This window comes from Ruegeria sp. BF10, assembly GCF_056538725.1.
This window is the reverse complement of record NZ_JBQFTR010000001.1, coordinates 635,736-653,503: the sequence shown is the minus strand read 5'-3', so window position 1 is coordinate 653,503 and position 17,768 is coordinate 635,736. Positions and strand designations below refer to the sequence as shown.

17 protein-coding genes are annotated in these 17,768 nt (G+C 58.3%); 5 read left to right on the top strand and 12 right to left on the bottom strand.

All coding sequences use genetic code 11. The features are described from left to right. Nucleotides 1-628: 628 nt before the first annotated feature. Nucleotides 629-1,780, top strand: coding sequence for a DcaP family trimeric outer membrane transporter (locus ACR0DJ_RS03325; protein WP_480683872.1), 1,152 nt, complete (start codon nt 629-631; stop codon nt 1,778-1,780). A gap of 86 nt (nt 1,781-1,866) precedes the next feature. Here the strand turns inward: ACR0DJ_RS03325 and ACR0DJ_RS03320 are convergent, their stop codons facing one another. From ACR0DJ_RS03320 to ACR0DJ_RS03310, 3 genes are all read right to left on the bottom strand, one after another. Continuing rightward, nucleotides 1,867-2,220, bottom strand: coding sequence for a hypothetical protein (locus ACR0DJ_RS03320; protein WP_257599122.1), 354 nt, complete (start codon nt 2,218-2,220; stop codon nt 1,867-1,869). Between the two features lie 133 nt (nt 2,221-2,353). Next, the gene (locus ACR0DJ_RS03315) at nt 2,354-2,839 is read right to left on the bottom strand and encodes a DUF6497 family protein (protein ID WP_425078639.1); all 486 of its coding nucleotides are present in this window, start codon (nt 2,837-2,839) and stop codon (nt 2,354-2,356) included. 109 nt (nt 2,840-2,948) lie between these two features. Then, complete coding sequence (locus ACR0DJ_RS03310) at nt 2,949-4,481, bottom strand: acyl-CoA carboxylase subunit beta (protein WP_480683871.1); 1,533 nt, start codon at nt 4,479-4,481, stop codon at nt 2,949-2,951. A gap of 183 nt (nt 4,482-4,664) precedes the next feature. Here ACR0DJ_RS03310 and ACR0DJ_RS03305 point away from each other — a divergent pair, with 183 nt between their 5' ends. Then, the gene (locus ACR0DJ_RS03305; protein ID WP_425078641.1) at nt 4,665-5,870 is read left to right on the top strand and encodes a multidrug effflux MFS transporter; all 1,206 of its coding nucleotides are present in this window, start codon (nt 4,665-4,667) and stop codon (nt 5,868-5,870) included. Nucleotides 5,871-5,933: 63 nt separating this feature from the next. After that, the gene (locus tag ACR0DJ_RS03300; RefSeq protein WP_170343651.1) at nt 5,934-7,334 is read left to right on the top strand and encodes a helix-turn-helix domain-containing protein; all 1,401 of its coding nucleotides are present in this window, start codon (nt 5,934-5,936) and stop codon (nt 7,332-7,334) included. Nucleotides 7,335-7,406: 72 nt separating this feature from the next. Here ACR0DJ_RS03300 and ACR0DJ_RS03295 read toward each other — a convergent pair whose 3' ends face one another. From ACR0DJ_RS03295 to ACR0DJ_RS03265, 7 genes are all read right to left on the bottom strand, one after another. After that, a complete protein-coding gene (locus ACR0DJ_RS03295) occupies nt 7,407-7,646 on the bottom strand; it encodes an HP1242/YdcH family protein (protein WP_170343650.1) in 240 nt (79 codons plus the stop codon). Between the two features lie 100 nt (nt 7,647-7,746). After that, the gene (locus ACR0DJ_RS03290) at nt 7,747-8,394 is read right to left on the bottom strand and encodes a thermonuclease family protein (protein ID WP_480683869.1); all 648 of its coding nucleotides are present in this window, start codon (nt 8,392-8,394) and stop codon (nt 7,747-7,749) included. A gap of 55 nt (nt 8,395-8,449) precedes the next feature. Next, a complete protein-coding gene (gene betA, locus ACR0DJ_RS03285) occupies nt 8,450-10,108 on the bottom strand; it encodes a choline dehydrogenase (protein ID WP_480683868.1) in 1,659 nt (552 codons plus the stop codon). A gap of 70 nt (nt 10,109-10,178) precedes the next feature. Next, nucleotides 10,179-11,687 carry a choline-sulfatase gene (betC, locus tag ACR0DJ_RS03280; RefSeq protein WP_480683867.1) on the bottom strand — a complete coding sequence of 503 codons (1,509 nt, stop codon included), beginning with the start codon at nt 11,685-11,687 and terminating at the stop codon, nt 10,179-10,181. Next, entirely contained in the window at nt 11,684-12,256 is a 573-nt protein-coding gene (gene betI, locus ACR0DJ_RS03275; protein ID WP_257599127.1) for a choline-binding transcriptional repressor BetI, read from the bottom strand. Before betI ends, betC begins: the two co-directional genes overlap by 4 nt. A gap of 87 nt (nt 12,257-12,343) precedes the next feature. After that, a complete protein-coding gene (locus tag ACR0DJ_RS03270; RefSeq protein ID WP_257600869.1) occupies nt 12,344-13,252 on the bottom strand; it encodes a DMT family transporter in 909 nt (302 codons plus the stop codon). A 40-nt stretch (nt 13,253-13,292) separates the two neighbouring features. After that, nucleotides 13,293-13,892, bottom strand: coding sequence for a LysE/ArgO family amino acid transporter (locus tag ACR0DJ_RS03265; RefSeq protein ID WP_425078645.1), 600 nt, complete (start codon nt 13,890-13,892; stop codon nt 13,293-13,295). An 87-nt stretch (nt 13,893-13,979) separates the two neighbouring features. Between ACR0DJ_RS03265 and ACR0DJ_RS03260 the strand changes: the two genes are divergently transcribed. Together ACR0DJ_RS03260 and ACR0DJ_RS03255 are read left to right on the top strand one after the other, a co-directional pair. Continuing rightward, nucleotides 13,980-14,873 carry a LysR family transcriptional regulator ArgP gene (locus tag ACR0DJ_RS03260; protein WP_480683865.1) on the top strand — a complete coding sequence of 298 codons (894 nt, stop codon included), beginning with the start codon at nt 13,980-13,982 and terminating at the stop codon, nt 14,871-14,873. Nucleotides 14,874-14,899: 26 nt separating this feature from the next. Beyond that, entirely contained in the window at nt 14,900-15,589 is a 690-nt protein-coding gene (locus tag ACR0DJ_RS03255; RefSeq protein WP_170343643.1) for a nitroreductase family protein, read from the top strand. An 11-nt stretch (nt 15,590-15,600) separates the two neighbouring features. Here the strand turns inward: ACR0DJ_RS03255 and ACR0DJ_RS03250 are convergent, their stop codons facing one another. Together ACR0DJ_RS03250 and ACR0DJ_RS03245 are read right to left on the bottom strand one after the other, a co-directional pair. Then, the gene (locus tag ACR0DJ_RS03250) at nt 15,601-16,881 is read right to left on the bottom strand and encodes an MFS transporter (protein ID WP_170343642.1); all 1,281 of its coding nucleotides are present in this window, start codon (nt 16,879-16,881) and stop codon (nt 15,601-15,603) included. Between the two features lie 146 nt (nt 16,882-17,027). After that, complete coding sequence (locus ACR0DJ_RS03245; protein ID WP_170343641.1) at nt 17,028-17,768, bottom strand: YebC/PmpR family DNA-binding transcriptional regulator; 741 nt, start codon at nt 17,766-17,768, stop codon at nt 17,028-17,030.

Here is a 17,768-nt window from a genome sequence, read left to right as displayed (position 1 = left end):
TTGGTTCTTTTGGGGTCAGATGCGCGAAACACGCCCTGTTATTCAATATCAACGGGTGCGCAGACGAGTTTTGTGCGGGATTTTGCCTTTTTTTGTCCGATACAGGCAAAAAGAAAAACGCGGACAGGACTATGTGGGGAACACAAGCCTGCCCGCGCAAGGAAGGGGTACGGAATAGTAGGTGCATGTGCGGCGCAGGCAAAGTAGAGCCGCACGGCCTATCCAGTTTGCACAGCACAATATTGCCAGCAAACACAGGATTGTTTCCGATCGGGATTTCGGCTGGAATCTGCCCACACCGGGAAATGCCGCGCAACTTCGCGCCGATACCGGTTCGGTACTTCTCGGGCGTTTGAGGCCGCTTTGCCGTCACAGTTTCGTGACAGATCAAGCTGCTTTCCGCGCGTTTCGCGGTTGCAGCATCACGACCTTCTGCCAGCGACGGGCATACAGAACCGCCTTGCGCCAATGCGTTGTCCAAGCGGCTCAAGACGTCGTGTTTAAGCGCAATGGAAAACACACATTTTCTTGAAAAATCAACGCCTTCACTTCCCACTCTCGTGATTTCCCAAGGTTTGAACCTCGTGAAACGGTCCGTGTGCACACTCGCACTCAAAGGAATACCCACATGACGAAGACTAGAAAAAAGGCACTCCTGCTTGCTGCCTCCACGCTCAGTGTGACCGGCACGCTTGCCTTTGCCCAGGATGCCCAAACCCAAGCCGAACTTGACGCCTTGCGCGCCCGGGTCGAGGCGCTGGAATCTGGCAGGAACAGCCCCGCCAACGGAGACTTCCGCATCGGCAACACCGTTCTGGATGTTTATGGCTACGTGAAGGCCGACTTCTTCTACGATTTCGATTTCGATCAGGGGGATACGGCGTTCGTGAATGTCATCGGGGAACCCTCGGCTGCGACCGATGGCACATTTGGTGCCACCGTCCGCCAATCGCGGATCGGTCTGCGCACCACCACCCCAAGCGGCATCGGCGATATCGGCGGGCAACTGGAACTTGATCTGTTCGGTTCGGGCGGAACAGCCGAATTGCGTGTACGCCACGCCAATATCACCATCGGTGACAACTGGCTTATCGGTCAGACCTGGACCAACTTCATGCCGCTGGACACTTACCCGACCTCGGTGGAATTCAACGGCCCCGTTGGCATTCCTTTCGCACGGGTTCCGCAGGTTCGCTATACCAACTCTTTCGGAACGAACACGTCCTTCGCAGTTTCGATCGAAGAGAATGTCGGCGGTTCGAATTCGGATGATCCGGTTTTGACCGCATCCGCCGAGCACAATGACGGGACATATGTCGCGCGCGTGTCCGGCCTTTATGGCAAGGCGCAATCCGGCAATATCGAAGTTGATCAAACCGGGTTCACGATATCCGGCTCGGTTCGCCCGTGGCAGGGCGGCCTGTTCCAGGTCAACTATGTGAACGGCGAAGCACTCGGCCCGTACCTGATCGGCCTTGGTGATCCCATCGTGAATGGCCAGGCCAACGACGTGGATGGCTACACCATCGAATTCCGGCAGGATCTGAGCCCGAAATGGAATGTTGGCATTGCATACGGCAAAGAAGACTATGACCTGCCGACCTCGACCGGAACCCTGTCGTTTACCGAGCTGGAAACGATCCACGTCAACGCATTTTACAAGGCAACCGAGGATCTGACACTCAGCGCCGAGTACATCTATGGCGAACGGAACGACGCGCCGACCGGCAGAACCTTTGATGGAAGCCGCGTTCAGCTCGCCGCTCAGTTGAACTTCTGATTCCGCACACGGACCCTGCCCGGATTCGGGCAGGGTCATCCCGAAACCGGTCCTGAAGGGCTGATATGCGGCGGCTTTGATCACGATCAGCCTGTCCCGTCGATTACGTCGGGAAAGGACGCACGTGCGGCGTCCACATCGATCACCAGCATCGCGTCATAGCTGGCCGGATCAAATGGGTCTTCCGCCGGAATGACTTCGCGCCCGAAAAGCCAGCTGAGCCGTCCGGCATCCAGATTGCCCCGCTCGAACGGCTGATCGCCGAAATGGGCCCAAAGGGCCTCCATGAAGGCGGCATCGGCACGTTTGTCCGCCGGTTTGCGATCCCGGAACCGTTCCCGCCGCGTCAGCGGCGTCACGCCTTTGGGATTGGCGCGCCGAATTGTGAACTGATAATCGGTGCCTGAAAGACGCCCCGGGAACCCGCGATGTTTCAGCATGGCGACACTCCACAGCTTTGTTTTGCAGACAATAATAGTTCGAACCCGAACCTGGATGGGATCATGTTGCGCACCTCCAAAGCCGCACCGTTGGTCTGAGATGCTTTGACGTCATGAATGTGTAAGTTCATGGTCAAAGCCCCTCCCAGATACACCGGGACTGCTCCAGCCGGTAGGCTTCAAAATACTGTGTCGCGTCCGGCGCGGTGTCGCCGAATTCCACCGGGCGATCAGACAGGGAAATGACAACTCTTGATGGCTGCAATTCGTGCTGAGCCACGTAGGGAACGGCAAGAATCTGGCACAGATGCTCCATATCCTTCGACGCCACGTCATAGCCGATCCGTCCCACTGAGGCTCCGATCTTCGGGGCAACAAATCGAAAGCGCACCCAAAGCTCACCGGGGTTGTTGTCCAGCAGGACATCGCTCAGATGCACCGGCTGACCGGACGGCACCGGCAAAGAGCTATCTGTCTGGGCAAAAACGGAAGTGCCGAGCGCGCACAACACCAGACATATGGCACGATCCCGGACCCACCGAAGGCAGGCTCCTCCTTCCGGGATCGCGCGCGCAGTGCTTTTGGCCTGCGCGGTTCTATGTCTGACGGGTCGGATCATTCAACCATTTGTCGCTTTTTGTCAATTCCGCCGCAATTTTGAGCATTTTTCGCTCAGAATCGGACTGCCAGTGCCAACAACCGGGGCGAACAAAGCCGCCCCGAATGGATCAAAGCGGAATATTGTCGTGCTTTTTCCATGGGTTCTTAAGCTTCTTGCCGCGCAAACTGGCAAAGGCCCTGGACACGCGCCGGCGGGTCGAATGCGGCATGATCACCTCGTCGACGAACCCGCGTTCGGCGGCGACAAAGGGGTTTGCAAACCGATCTTCGTAATCGGCGACATGCTGTGCGGTCTTTTTCGCATCATGCAGATCTGCCCGGTGAATGATCTCGGTTGCGCCCTTGGCACCCATCACCGCGATTTCGGCGGTCGGCCAGGCATAGTTGAAATCGCCGCGCAGGTGTTTGGACGCCATAACAACATAGGCACCGCCATACGCCTTGCGCGTGATCACCGTGACCTTGGGCACAGTCGCCTCACCATATGCATAAAGCAGCTTTGCGCCGTGCTTGATCACACCGCTGTATTCCTGCTGTGTGCCCGGCAGAAAGCCCGGAACATCGACAAGCGTCAGGATCGGAATTTCGAAACAGTCGCAGAACCGCACGAACCGTGCCGCCTTGCGCGAACTGTCGATATCCAGACATCCCGCCAAGACCATCGGCTGGTTTGCCACCACACCTACGGTCTGACCTTCCAGCCGGATAAAGCCGGTGATGATATTCTTGGCGAAATCTTCCTGAATTTCGTAGAAATCACCCTCATCGGCTATTTTGGTGATGAGTTCCTTCATGTCATAGGGCGTATTCGGATTGTCCGGAACCAGAGTGTCCAGCGAATCCTCGATCCGGTGCGGGTCATCAAAGAACGGACGCACCGGAGGTTTCTCGCGGTTGTTGAGCGGCAGGAAATCCACCAGACGGCGCACTTCTGCCAATGCTTCCACATCGTTTTCGAACGCCGCATCGGCGACCGAGGATTTCCTGGTGTGGGTCGAGGCGCCACCCAGTTCTTCGGCCGTTACAACCTCGTTGGTAACCGTTTTCACGACGTCGGGGCCCGTCACGAACATGTATGACGTGTCTTTGACCATAAAAATGAAGTCAGTCATCGCAGGGCTGTAAACCGCACCGCCGGCGCATGGGCCCATGATTACGCTGATCTGCGGAACCACACCCGAGGCCGTGATGTTGCGCTGAAACACTTCGGCATAACCCGCCAGAGATGCCACACCTTCCTGGATTCGCGCACCGCCCGAGTCGTTGATTCCGACAATCGGTGCACCGTTTTGCACCGCCATATCCATGATCTTGCAGATTTTCTGGGCATGCGTCTCGGACAGCGATCCACCAAAGACCGTAAAGTCCTGGCTGAACACATAGACCATGCGTCCGTTGATGGTGCCCCAACCCGTGACAACGCCATCACCCGCAGGTTTTTGTTTTTCCATTCCGAATTCGGTGCAACGATGACTGACGAACATGTCGAATTCTTCAAAGCTGCCCTCATCCAGCAGCAACTCGATCCGCTCTCGCGCCGTCAGCTTTCCGCGCGCATGCTGGGCATCGATCCGCCTCTGCCCGCCGCCCAGTCGCGCGTCGTTGCGGCGGTTTTCCAACTCGGAAAGGATGTCTTTCATGACGATTATCCCCTGTAAAATTTGCCGGGACCCTACCCCTTTGCGCCTCTCATCCAAAGCTCTTTTCGGCAAATTTGCAAATATTCAGCAACAACAATCTGGATAACTGTAAACTTGCAAAGTCTCTCGTTGAGATAACTGGATGGCTGGCAATCCAGAATTCCATGATTATACATGTGAACCATGCAGTTCAGCTCTCGCGCGGTTCGCCGCACACCACCCACATTGGCGACACTTGTATTGCTCGCGGGCTTGTCTGCGCTGAGCATGAACCTGTTTCTGCCGAGCCTGCCGAACATGGCAGCGTATTTCGGCGCCGATTACAAGGTCATGCAGTTGTCGATCGCGTTGTATCTTCTGGTCAATGCCGTTCTGCAAATCCTGATCGGGCCGCTCGCAGACAAGGCTGGTCGCAGGCCGGTTCTGCTGTGGGGGATCGGCTTGTTCCTGCTGGCCACGCTTGGATGCATCTATGCGCCCAACGTTGAAATCTTTCTGGCGTTCAGAATGTGCCAGGCGGTCGTGGTTGTCGGCATGGTCCTCAGCCGGGCTGCGGTAAGGGATATGTACGATCAGGACCAGGCGGCATCGATGATCGGATACGTGACAATGGGTATGGCCGTGGTCCCGATGATCGGCCCCGCGATCGGCGGGCTGCTGGAGGAAAGCTTTGGCTGGAAGGCGAACTTCTGGCTGCCTTTCGCCGTGGGCGCCTTGACGCTTGCCTTGACCTTCGCGGATTTTGGCGAAACGTCAGCCAAAAGCGGCAAGACCCTTGTTCAGCAATTCAAGGAATATCCTGAACTTCTGACCTCGCCACGGTTCTGGGGCTATTCGCTGTCCTGCGCGTTGTCTTCGGGCACATTCTTTGCCTATCTCGGTGGTGCGCCCTTTATCGGAACCGAACTGTTCGGTCTAAGCGCGGCACAGGTCGGCATATATTTCGGCGCCCCCGCAGTCGGCTATTTTGTTGGCAACTTTCTGAGCGGTCGGTTTTCCATGCAGATTGGAATCAACCGGATGGTGCTGTGGGGCAGCCTGCTGAACGCCTTGGGCGTTGCGCTTTCGGCATCCTTGTTCCTCACAGGTCTGGGCACCGCCCTCAGCTTTTTCAGCTTGATGACCTTTGTGGGCGTCGGAAACGGCATGGCCATTCCCAATGCAACTTCCGGCGCACTGTCGGTTCGTCCGCATCTGGCGGCAACCGCCTCGGGGTTGAGCGGCGCAATCATGCTGGGCGGCGGCGCAGGCCTGAGCGCGCTAGCAGGCACCCTGCTGACCCGGGAAACCGGCGCCATGCCCTTGCTCTGGCTGATGCTCACCTCCGCAGTTCTGGCGATTTTCGCAATTGGATCCGTCATTCGGCGAGAGCGGCAATTGGGGCTGTAACGACTTGCCCCGAAAACTTTGCAAAGTTAATCTTCCAAAAAAGAAAACTTGCAAAGGCACCTCATGGCCACCCAAAAGCTCTATGCCGGCGCGAAACTGCGTGAAATGCGCACGCGACTGACCCTGACACAACGCGAATTCGCTGCGAAGCTGGGTGTTTCACTCCCATACCTGAACCAGATGGAGAACAACAACAGGCCGATTTCGACCACGGTTGTGTTGGCTCTGGCGCAAGAATTCGGCATGGATGTCACCGAGCTCAGCACCGGCGACAGTGAGCGACTGGTGTCGGATATGCGCGAGGCTCTGGCCGACCCGGTTTTTGCGGATATTCTGCCGCCACTTGCCGATTTACGCCTGACGGCATCAAACGCCCCGGCATTGGCCCGCGCATTTATCGAGCTGCACAAAACCTACCGCCAAACACATGAGCGTCTCGCCTCTCTGGACGAAGCTTTGGGACGGGAAGACGCCCGAATGCAGGCCAGCCCCTGGGAAGAGGTGCGAGACTTCTTCCATTATTGCGACAACTATATCGACGCCGTGGACCGGGCGGCAGAGCTGTTCGCCAATCGCGCGGAAAGCCCGGGCAGTATCCGGCAGGCCGCTTTGAACAGCCTGACTGAGCGTGGCATTCAGGTGATGTTCTCTGACATCGCCCCTTTGCGTACCTATGACGCCGAAAGCAAAATCCTGCGCCTTTCCTCCCGCTCGACTCCGCAAACGCAAGTGTTTCAACTGCTGTTGCAAGTGGCATTGATCAGTCAGGACAAACTGCTGGAAGCGACACTGGATTTTGCCAAGTTCCAAAGCGACGAGGCGCGGTCCATCGCCAAGATCGGCCTTGCCAATTACTTCGCCGGCGCGTCCTTGATGCCCTATTCCGCATTTCTGACCGCCGCTCAGGAAGAGCGCCACGATCTGGAGCTGCTCAGCAACCGGTTCGGCGCATCGATCGAGCAGGTTGCGCATAGACTGTCGACTCTGCAACGCCCCGGCGCAAAAGGTATCCCGTTCTTTTTTGTCCGCGTGGATCAGGCCGGGACGATCACGAAACGGCACTCGGCCACGCGCCTGCAATTTGCGCGGTTCGGTGGCGCCTGCCCCCTTTGGAACGTGCATCGGGCCTTTGAAACGCCGGGCCATTTCCTGAGGCAACTGGCAGAAACGCCGGATGGTGTGCGTTACATCTCGCTGGCTCGGGATGTGTCGAAATCAGGCGGCTCATTCGGCGCACCGGTCAGGCGGTACGCAATTGCGCTGGGGTGCGAGGTGCGCCATGCCCCGGCGCTCGTGTATGCCGACAACCTCGACATAAACAACGCCAGCGCCTACGAGCCCATCGGCATTTCCTGCCGCATCTGCGAGCGCCAAAACTGCCACCAGCGTTCGGTCCCGCCGCTGGAACGCCGCCTCAGCATCGATACCCATACGCGCGGCACCCTGCCATACGAAGTCACCTGATGTCCCATGGCCGAAACTCTACCGGGAGAGCCCCGACCCGGGCCGGGGCAGCGAGTGCCCCGGCACTGGCGTTCAGGCCTTGGACAAAATCGCCCAGATTTCGTCTTTCAGCGCTGCCCGCTTCTTGCGCAAATCAACTTCGGCCAGCTCTTCCATGGGTTCGACGTTGGTTTCAGCCCGATGCACAACGCGATTGACCTCGTGATACTCATCAGCCAGACGGGCAAAATGCGCGTCCGTTTGCTTGAGCTGGCTCATCAGTTCAACCTTGTCCGGAAACTCTTCGGCCAGTTCATGCGGGGTGTGGGACATGTCTGTTCGCTCCTTCATATGTCGTTGCATATCAGTGGTAGAAGCGTGACGCGGTGCCCTCTTTGACGCGGATCAATTTCATACAGGAAAAATTCAGAATTCAGCGCCGCGCAGCACGCCAACCCGCAGAACGTGCTTCGGCAGCAGAGCAGAACCATCGCTCGCCCTTGGCTGCACTGATCCGGGTCTTGGCATAGTACCTCTGGCCCGGTTCGTGAAAGATCCTTTCGCCCTTTGACGAAACATTTCCTTTGATCAGGCATGTTTCAGAGGATTTCGGCTTCTTGCGGGCCCTGTGCACCCAAGGCACCTGAATCTGTGTCTTGTGCAATCCCCTGTTTCCAATCCTCGCGACCTGCTCGGCACCTGCGTACGCGTCCGAATATTTGCGGTACGCAAAGGCCAAGCCCTGCTCTACAATCCGGGCAGCGACATCTTCGCGTTCCACGCTGCACCGGGCAACGATGCGACCGTAGCGATCCCGATCCACCGGGACACAAGTGGTCATCCGTCCCTGAAACTGGTTCTGAACCATATTAGTGACCCACGCCCCGCATGGCCAGTTTGATCCGTCGGAATCCTGACAGGTCTGATCCAGTTCGGGCGCATCGATACCGTGCAGCCGCACCCGGACACCGCCGACATGCCAGGTATCCGCATCAACGACGTCAACCCGACCTGTAAACTGTTCTGCGGCATGAGTCAGACCCGGCACCAGAAGAACAAAAATGAAACAAATCCTTAACATGCCCCCGATATGCGCGGTATTTCACACACATTCAACCGGGGGCCGTTTGGATAGGTTAACGTTGAGCGGTCGCCCAGTTGGGGTGAATCCACGGACGATCATTGGCCTTCGGCAACGGATCCCTGCCCAAAAGCGAATCCGACACTTTTTCGCCCACCATGATCGACGGCGCATTCAGGTTGCCGTTGGTGATTTGCGGAAAGATGGAACTGTCCGCAACGCGCAACCCGTCCACGCCGATGACACGGCCTTCGGGGTCGACCACCGCGTTCTTGTCATCCGCGCGCCCCATCCGGCAGGTGCCGCAGGGGTGATAAGCGCTTTCCGCATGCTCCGCGATAAAGGCGTTCAGTTCTTCATCCGTTTGAACCGCGGCACCGGGCTGGATTTCTTTGCCCGCAAAGGGCTTGAAGGCGGCTTGTCCAAAGATTTCGCGGGTCAGTCGGATACAGGTGCGGAAATCCTCCCAATCCTTTTCATGGCTCATGTAGTTGAACTTGATCACCGGCGCGTCTGCGGCTTGGGCCGAGCGCAATGTGACCGCCCCGCGTGACGGCGACCGCATCGGGCCGACATGCGCCTGAAACCCGTGCCCCTCGGCAGCGGCCTGCCCATCATAGCGAACCGCAATCGGCAGGAAGTGGTATTGAATGTCGGGGTATTCCACGCCCGGTTTCGACCGGATGAACGCCGCGCTTTCGAACTGGTTCGATGCGCCCAATCCCGTTTTGGTAAACAGCCATTGCGCCCCGATCAGGCCCTTGCTGACCAGGTTCCAGTGCTTGTAGAGCGTGATCGGTTGCAGCGACGCCTGTTGAATGTACAGCTCCAGATGGTCCTGTAGGTTGGCACCAACCCCCGGGCGATCCGCCACGACGTCGATCCCATGCTCGGCCAGATGCGCTGCTGGGCCGATACCGGACAACATCAGCAGCTTGGGCGAATTGATCGACGATGCAGCCAGAACGACTTCGCGCCGGGCCCTGATGACTTCTTTCCTGCCGCCACGGATCAGTTCGACCCCAATGGCGCGACCGTCTTCCATGACAACCCGAGACGCAAGACCGCGCACGATATCGCAATTGTCCCGCTTGAGCGCGGGTTTCAGATAGGCATTCGCCGCAGACCAGCGCCGCCCCTTCCAGACGGTCTGCTCCATCGGGCCAAAGCCTTCCTGCTTTTCACCGTTGTAGTCACCCGTGACTTCGTAACCGGCCTGCTGACCTGCGTCCACAAAGGCCTGAAACAACGGGTTTTCGCGCGGGCCGCGCGACACGTGCAACGGACCGTCAGTGCCGCGCCAAGCCGGATCGCCCCCATGGCCGCCGTCGTGCCAGGTCTCCATCCGTTTGTAATAAGGCAATACATCCGCGTAAGACCAACCGTCAGCCCCCATCTCGGCCCAGGTGTCGAAATCGCGCGCGTGGCCGCGAACATAGACCATGCCATTGATCGAGGACGACCCGCCGATCACCTTGCCGCGCGGACAGGCCAGGCGACGGTTGTTCAGGTGCGGCTCGGGCTCGGACTGATACCCCCAGTCATAGCGCGACATGTTCATCGGATAGCTCAGCGCCGCCGGCATCTGAATGAACGGCCCCATATCGGTGCCGCCGTGTTCAATCACCAGAACCGAGGCCCCCGCCTCGCTCAGACGATATGCCATTGCGCAGCCTGCGGACCCTGCGCCGACGATGACAAAATCTGCTTCCATTTCCACAACTCCTGCCCCACCGAGAAGGTTGGATGCCTCCGGCGGGAGTACTTTCGAAAAGATGAAGAGGTTATTCGCCGCGCGGGAACCGGGCGTTTTCCTCGACGATGTTGAGATCCATGTGATTGCGCATGTAGCGTTCCGACGCTTTTTGCAGCGGCTGATAATCCCACGGGTAGTAGCCGCCCTGCCGCAGCGCTTCGTACACAACCCAGCGCCGCGCCTGGCTGGCGCGGACATCGGCGTCGAAGCGATCCAGATCCCAACGGGTCTCGGATTTGGCGCGCAGTGATTGCAGCGTACCTGCGTGTTCGGGGCTGTCGGCCAGGTTGTTCAGTTCGTGCGGGTCGGCTTCAAGGTCAAACAACTGATCGGGGTCCAATGCGCAGCGATTGTATTTCCACTTGCCATATCGCAATGAGACCAATGGCGCGTAGGATGCCTCGGCCGCGTATTCCATGGCCACCGGTGCGGTTCGTTCTTCGCCCAGCGCCAATGGCACGAGGTTTTCGCCATCGGTCCAGGGAGCGATTTCGGCCATGTCTACGCCGGCCAGCGCCCCCAGGGTCGGCGTCACGTCTAATGTTGATACCGGAGCATCTATCCGGCCGGCGGGCAGATCAGGCGACGCGATCATAAGCGGCACACGCGCCGAGCCTTCGTAGAAGTTCATCTTGAACCACAAGCCGCGTTCGCCCAGCATGTCGCCGTGATCCGAAACGAACAGGATGATCGCCTCTTGCCGGGTCGTTTCCAGCACTTCGAGGATTTCGCCGATCTTGTCGTCCAGATAGGAAATATTGGCGAAATAGGCGCGGCGCGATTTGCGGATATCTTCTTGGGTGATGTTGAAACTGCGCCAGTCATTGGCATCAAAAATCCGCTGAGCATGCGGGTCCTGATTGTCATAGCCGATATCAGAAACTTCGGGCAGCAGATGCTCGCAATCCTCATACAGATCCCAGTACTTGCGACGGGCTACGTATGGGTCATGCGGATGGGTGAAGCTGACGGTCACACACCATGGGCGGTCATCCTTGCCGCGTGCCAGATCATAAAGCTTGGCTTTGGCGTTGTAGGCGACCTCGTCGTCATATTCCATCTGGTTGGAAATCTCGGCAACGCCCGCGCCGGTGACGGACCCCATGTTGTGATACCACCAGTCGATCCGTTCACCCGGCTTGCGGTAATCCGGGGTCCAGCCGAAATCGGCCGGATAGATGTCGGTGGTCAGGCGGTCTTCGAACCCGTGCAACTGATCGGGGCCGACGAAATGCATCTTGCCGGACAGGCAGGTGTAATAGCCCGCGCGGCGCAGGTGATGCGCGTATGTGGGGATGTCGCTGCGGAACTCGGCCGCGTTGTCATAGACCCCTGTGCGCGACGGCAATTGACCGGACATGAAGCTGGCCCGCCCGGGCGCACACAAGGGCGACGCCGTGTAGGCATTGGCAAACCGGGTTGACCGTTCCGCCAGTTTCTTCAGGTTCGGAGCGTGAAGCCAGTCAGCGGGACCATCTGGAAAGAGAGTCCCGTTCAACTGATCCACCATCAGGATCAGAATGTTCGGTTTTGTCATTTTTCAGCCTCGAGCAGAGTGTCGAGCACACGCATCGCGTGGCTCACGGCCAGTTGCGGTTCTTCGGGGGCGCTGAGTGCGGCGCGGATGTACAGACCATCAATCAGGGCAACCATGTTCTCGGCCGCCTCTTTAGGGTCGGCCAACTTGTGCCGCAGGGCGTGGGTCAGATTGGATTTGATGCGGGCCTGGTAGATCTGCCACAGGCGCAGGGCGTCATCATTGGTCTGAGCCAACACATAGAAGGTCATCCAGGCCGCGATCACATCGGGTGTGAAACAAGAGGGCGCAAAACACGCCCTGACGATCGCCTGCGCCCTGTCGTCCGGCGCGGCTGCTTTCAACTCGCCTCGCGCCTCTTTGCCGAAGTCCGACAGGATCTGCCGCATGGCAGCCAGAAAGATCTGATCCTTGCCGCCGAAATAGTGGTGCGCAAGCGCGCTGGACATGCCCGCACGCTTGGCAATCTGGCTGACGGTTACATCAAGGGATTTCTTCACGCCCAATTCAGCGATTGTCGCACGAACAATCGCATCCCGGCGGATTGGCTCCATTCCGACTTTTGGCATCGTTCTCCCCTTGAGCAGGCGTCACGGGACCACGCTAGGGGGTTTTTATTGACTCGTCAATTAATGAAAAATCGGGGAGCGTTGTCGTTACAGCTTCGGCGCAATACTCGGAGGCGTCAAGTCCCGGCGGTTCAACACGAATTCGCGCCATGAGATAAAGCTTACGGCGGCAAGGATCAGCGTGCCGCCCGCGACAACCCACACGTCAACGCTTTCATGGAACACTGCGGCGCCCAGGATCGTGGCCCATATCAGCTGAAGAAACGTCACCGGCTGCGTGACGGCCACTGGCGCCGCCTGAAGTGCCAAGGTCATGAAGTAGTGCCCGGCTGTCGCAAAGCTGGCCACCAGAAAAAGAACCCCGAGATCCCGCAGGCTTGGCTGCGTCCAGACGGCGACCGCAAATGGTATCAGGGCTATGGTCACCCAGATCGACAGATGCGCCACGACGACGGATGGCGGTACATCACGCACCAGAATCTTGGCCAATAAATACGACCCCCCAAGTGTCAGGGCCGTTCCCAGCATGGCCAGATGGCCTGATGACACGTCGCGAAAACCGGGCCGCAGGATGATCAGGACGCCAACCAGAGCGACCAGAATGGCTGCAATCCTGCGAAAGGCCAGTTTTTCACCCAGAAACAGGGCCGCCCCCAGGGTGACGTAAACCGGCGTCATGTAATTCATGGCGGTGACCTCGGCCAATGGTATCTGTGTCATGGCAAAGAACCAGAGCATGACCGCAACCGCATGCACGACCCCTCGCAGGCCGAACAGCGTCAGCAGGCGGGGTGTCAGATGTGTCGACATGATCGACCGCATGGCTGGCAAAAGAAACACCAAACCCAGCACATACCGCAGGAAGGCGGCCTGGATGGAATTCATCGATGTGCCCAGCGACTTCACCAGCGCGGTCATCACGACAAAGGACAAGCCGGCGGCGAACATCCAGAACATGCCGGCAAGCGGGCGGGACGATACGGTGGATGAAGTCATGTTCAAGGTTGAACACCGAAACCCGGCCGGGAACAACCCTTCACATGATAACAAGTTTCAGTGCGATACCCAGCATGACGATGCCAATCCCGGCATCCAGCACCTGCCACGCCCGGGGGCGCGCAAAAACCGGGGAAAGGATACCCGCGCCGTAACCAAGCGAAAAAAAGAACACGAAGCTGGATGTCATCGCGCCAAGGGCGAAACCCAGCCGGTCGTCATATTGGGCCGAGATCGAGCCGATCAGCACGACCGTATCCAGATACACATGCGGATTCAGCCAGGTGAACGCGAATACCGTCAGCAGCGCAGCCTTGAGGCTGGTTCGCTTTCCATTGCCGATTTCCATCACCGAACCTCCCAGCCAGGATGACCGCAGACTGCGCAAGCCATACCAGATCAGGAATGCCGCCCCACCGTATCGCATCACGGTTTCGAACCAGGGTGCGGCCTGTGCCAGAGTGCCAAAACCTGCCACGCCTGCTCCGATCAGGATGGCATCAGACACCGCACAGGTCAGGCACAGAAAAAACACATGCTCGCGCCGCAAGCCCTGCCTCAGGATAAAGGCGTTCTGCGCCCCGATGGCGAGGATCAGGCTGAAACCCAGCGCAAAACCGGCGATCACGGATGTAGGCATGATATCTCCTGCGTTGTCACTGCGTTGACTAATGGCCGCGATACGATCTATCAAATTAAAGATGTTGCCCTCTGTTAAGTTTTGCTAATGCTGCTGGACCCTCACCAACTGGCCGCCTTGTCCGCCATTCTGCGCCATGGCAGTTTTGATGCAGCGGCGGCGGAGCTGGCCGTGACCCCTTCGGCGATATCCCAGCGGATAAAGGCGCTGGAGGATCGGGTGGGCGCCTCGCTCATCCATAGGGGAACCCCTTGCACCGGAACGCCCGCCGGGCAGCGCATCGCGCGCTACGCCGAAGATGTCGGTCTGCTGGAATCGCAACTGGCCCGTGAATTGGCGCTGGTACAAGAACCCGGGTCCGCGCGGGTTCGCATTGCGGTTCCCGCCGACATTCTGGCGACCTGGTTCATTGACGCGATGGCGCGTGTGCCCGACATGCTGTTCGACCTTGTGATCGACGATCAGGACCATTCGGCAGATTGGCTGAGGCGCGGTGAGGTCAGCGCCGCCGTCACCGTCGGCGGACAAACCATAAGCGGTTGTGACGCGCTTGAACTGGGCGTGTTGAGGTATCTGCCCACCGCCAGCCCGGACTTTATCAATGCGTGGTTCAAGGACGGCGTGACCGAGGAGACGCTCAGAAAAGCGCCTTGCCTTGTCTTCAACCGGAAAGACGGCCTGCAAAAAGCGTGGATCGCTCGTCACACCGGCAACCGTCTTTCACCGCCTTCCCACTTCCTGCCGTCTTCGCAAGGGTTCGTTGATGCCGCGATCGCGGGAATTGGCTGGGGTATGAACCCGGCAGCCCTTGTGCAAGACGCCATGGCGCGTGGACAGTTGCGCCCGATCGTTCCCGATGCGCCACTGGACGTCGCGCTCAGCTGGCAGGTCGGGCGTGTTCTTGCGCCAGCGCTCAAACCTCTTACACAGGCAGTCCAGCATGCTGCGCAACGGGTTTTGCTCCCGGCGCAACGCAAATAGTCAGACTCATTCGATCGGAGGAACCAATGTTCTCACGCGACGCCCTCAGTTATGACCCCATTCCCCTGCCCGACCGATGCGAGATCAGTGATGCAGACATGCAGGGCGCGGCTGTGGCTTTTTTTGAAAAAATGCGACGGCGTCATACCGTTCGGGATTTCACCACGCGCCCGGTGGCCCGCGATGTGATCGAAACCTGCCTGCGCACCGCGGGAACAGCGCCGTCAGGTGCAAACCATCAACCCTGGCACTTTGCTGCCATATCGGACCCAAAGCTGAAACTGCGCATCCGCGAGGAAGCCGAAGAAGAAGAGCGCCGGTTCTATGCGGGAGGGGCGGGCGATGAATGGATCAAGGCACTGGAACCCATCGGGACCAATGCGGTCAAAGAGCACCTGACCACCGCCCCGTGGCTGATCGTGGTCTTTGCCCAACGCTGGGGGCAATTCGAAGACGGGACGCGGTACAAGAATTACTACGTGCCAGAAAGTGTGAACATTGCCACCGGCTTTCTGTTGGCCGCGCTACATCACGCCGGTCTCAGCACCCTGACCCATACCCCGAATCCGATGCGGTTTCTGAACGACGCGCTGGACAGACCCGCATCCGAGAAACCGACAATGATCATCGCAGTTGGTCATCCCTCGGACACCGCGACCGTACCTTCTGTGGCAAAGCTGAAGAAGCCTTTGGAAGAGATTTCCTCGTTCTTCTGAGCGGACCTGCATTAGTTCTGAGGCCGGGGGGAATCTTCCCGGTCGGGCGACATCGTCAGGTAGCACGTCACGCAAGCCATCAGACTGGCCGCGACTATGAACGCGACCGCCAAGGCAACCTCATGCATATGGGCGACTGCGGCCAGCGCGGCCGAAAGCAGCACCGCCAACAATCGAGTAAACGATTTGATAGCTGCGGATCCCTGAACGCGTTGCTCCTTGGGCGCGACGTCCAGGAAATAGAGCTTGCGCGCGCTGCTGATCCCGGTCACCGCGACGGTGACGACGAACAGCGCTATCGCGTGCAGGTGTACATCGTGATCGATACCCATGTAGTGGAATGCCAGCAGAACACCTCCGGTAGCGGCCACCATGAGTGTCCCGACCACCATGACGGCACGATGAGATTTCATGTTCACGACCTGCCACAACGGCCCCGAAACAAGATAGCCCGAAGCGGATGAAACAATCATCGCGGTCAGACCCTTGGCCGAGCCATGATGCGCCTCTGCCGCTATCAGCGCGAAGAACGGGACGGATAGCGACACAGCCACCAAAGGTATACGCATAACCATGTAACGCCGAAACCAGGTGTATTCGAACATGCCAAGGATACCCCGGGCATTGGCCGTGAACGACAGCTTGGGTTTGCTTCCAGTCTTTTTTGCTGGTTCCGCAGAGCGGGCATTCTCGGTCATTGCCAGCATCAACAGCCCTGAAAGCATGAAAAACGCAACCGATACGCCGATCATGGTTGAATGGCGTGAAAAAGGTGGGTTTTCCTTGGTGATCTGATGCACCAGCAGGGCCAGACCGATGGCACACAGGCCCCCGCCCCCAAGTTGCAGGTAATGCATGACCATGCGCGAACGCGAGTGGACATGATCGCCCAACAGATCGGTGAACATCAGGTTCTGAACTTCATCCACCAGACCGATCACGAAGAAGACCGCCACGAAAACCACTGCGATCAACGGAACGACCCCGGTCGCGGCGGCCACCATCGCCAGAACAAGACAGGCACCGATAACGGCTTCGGTCAGAGCGATGGCGCGCTTCTTTTGCGATTTCGCCGCTATGGGTTGCGCCAGAAAAAAGTCGGAAATCATACTTCCAACCATCCGCACCGAAACCAGCGCGCCCGCCACGAACATCGGCAATTCGAATGACACGGCCAGAAACGGCAAAACCACCGATGGGCTGCCCAAAGTCCACGCAACCTGAGACACGATACTCTGCCCAGCAAGAACCGGCACGTTTCGCTTGGTCTTATCAGAGGTCACATCCGTCATGGATCTTTCGGTGGCATCGTCCCAGAACTTCCGAGTTGTAACAGCCTAAGCGTTTCGAGGGTTTCAGCCAACACCTCTTCGAAACTGCCCGAAAACGAAAAAACCCGGCGGTCGAGCCGGGTTTCGCCATCAAGTTCCGCAACAGCTCAGAGCTGCGCCATCACCTCATCCGAGGCTTCGAAATTGGTCGTGACACGCTGTACGTCGTCATCGTCTTCCAGCGCATCCACCAGCTTCATCAGCTTTTGCATGTCTTCCAGACCCAGCTCGGTCGTGGTGGTCGGTTTCCAGACCAACTTGGTGGATTCAGATTCACCCAGCGCAGCCTCCAACGCGTTCGAAACGTCGTTCAGATCCGTATCCGCACACCAGATGATGTGGCCATCCTCTGAACTTTCGACATCTTCCGCGCCAGCCTCGATGGCGGCTTCGAAAATGGTGTCTGCGTCACCTGCCGTCGCCGGATAAATCACTTCGCCCTTGCGTTCGAACATGAACCCGACCGAGCCCGTTTCGCCCAGATTGCCACCGTTCTTGGAAAAGGTCGAACGCACGGTCGACGCAGTGCGATTGCGGTTGTCCGTCATGGTTTCAACGATCACGGCCACGCCGTTGGGGCCATAGCCTTCATAGCGGATTTCTTCGTAATCGTCGCCTTCACCGGCAGTGGACTTTTTGATCGCGCGGTCAATCACATCCTTGGGAACCGAGTTCGACTTGGCCTCTTTCACGGCCAGACGCAAGCGCGGGTTCTTTTCAGGATCGGGGTCGCCCATCTTGGCGGCAACGGTGATCTCTTTCGACAGTTTGGAAAACAGTTTGGACCGCGCGGCGTCCTGACGCCCCTTGCGGTGCTGGATGTTGGCCCATTTTGAGTGGCCTGCCAT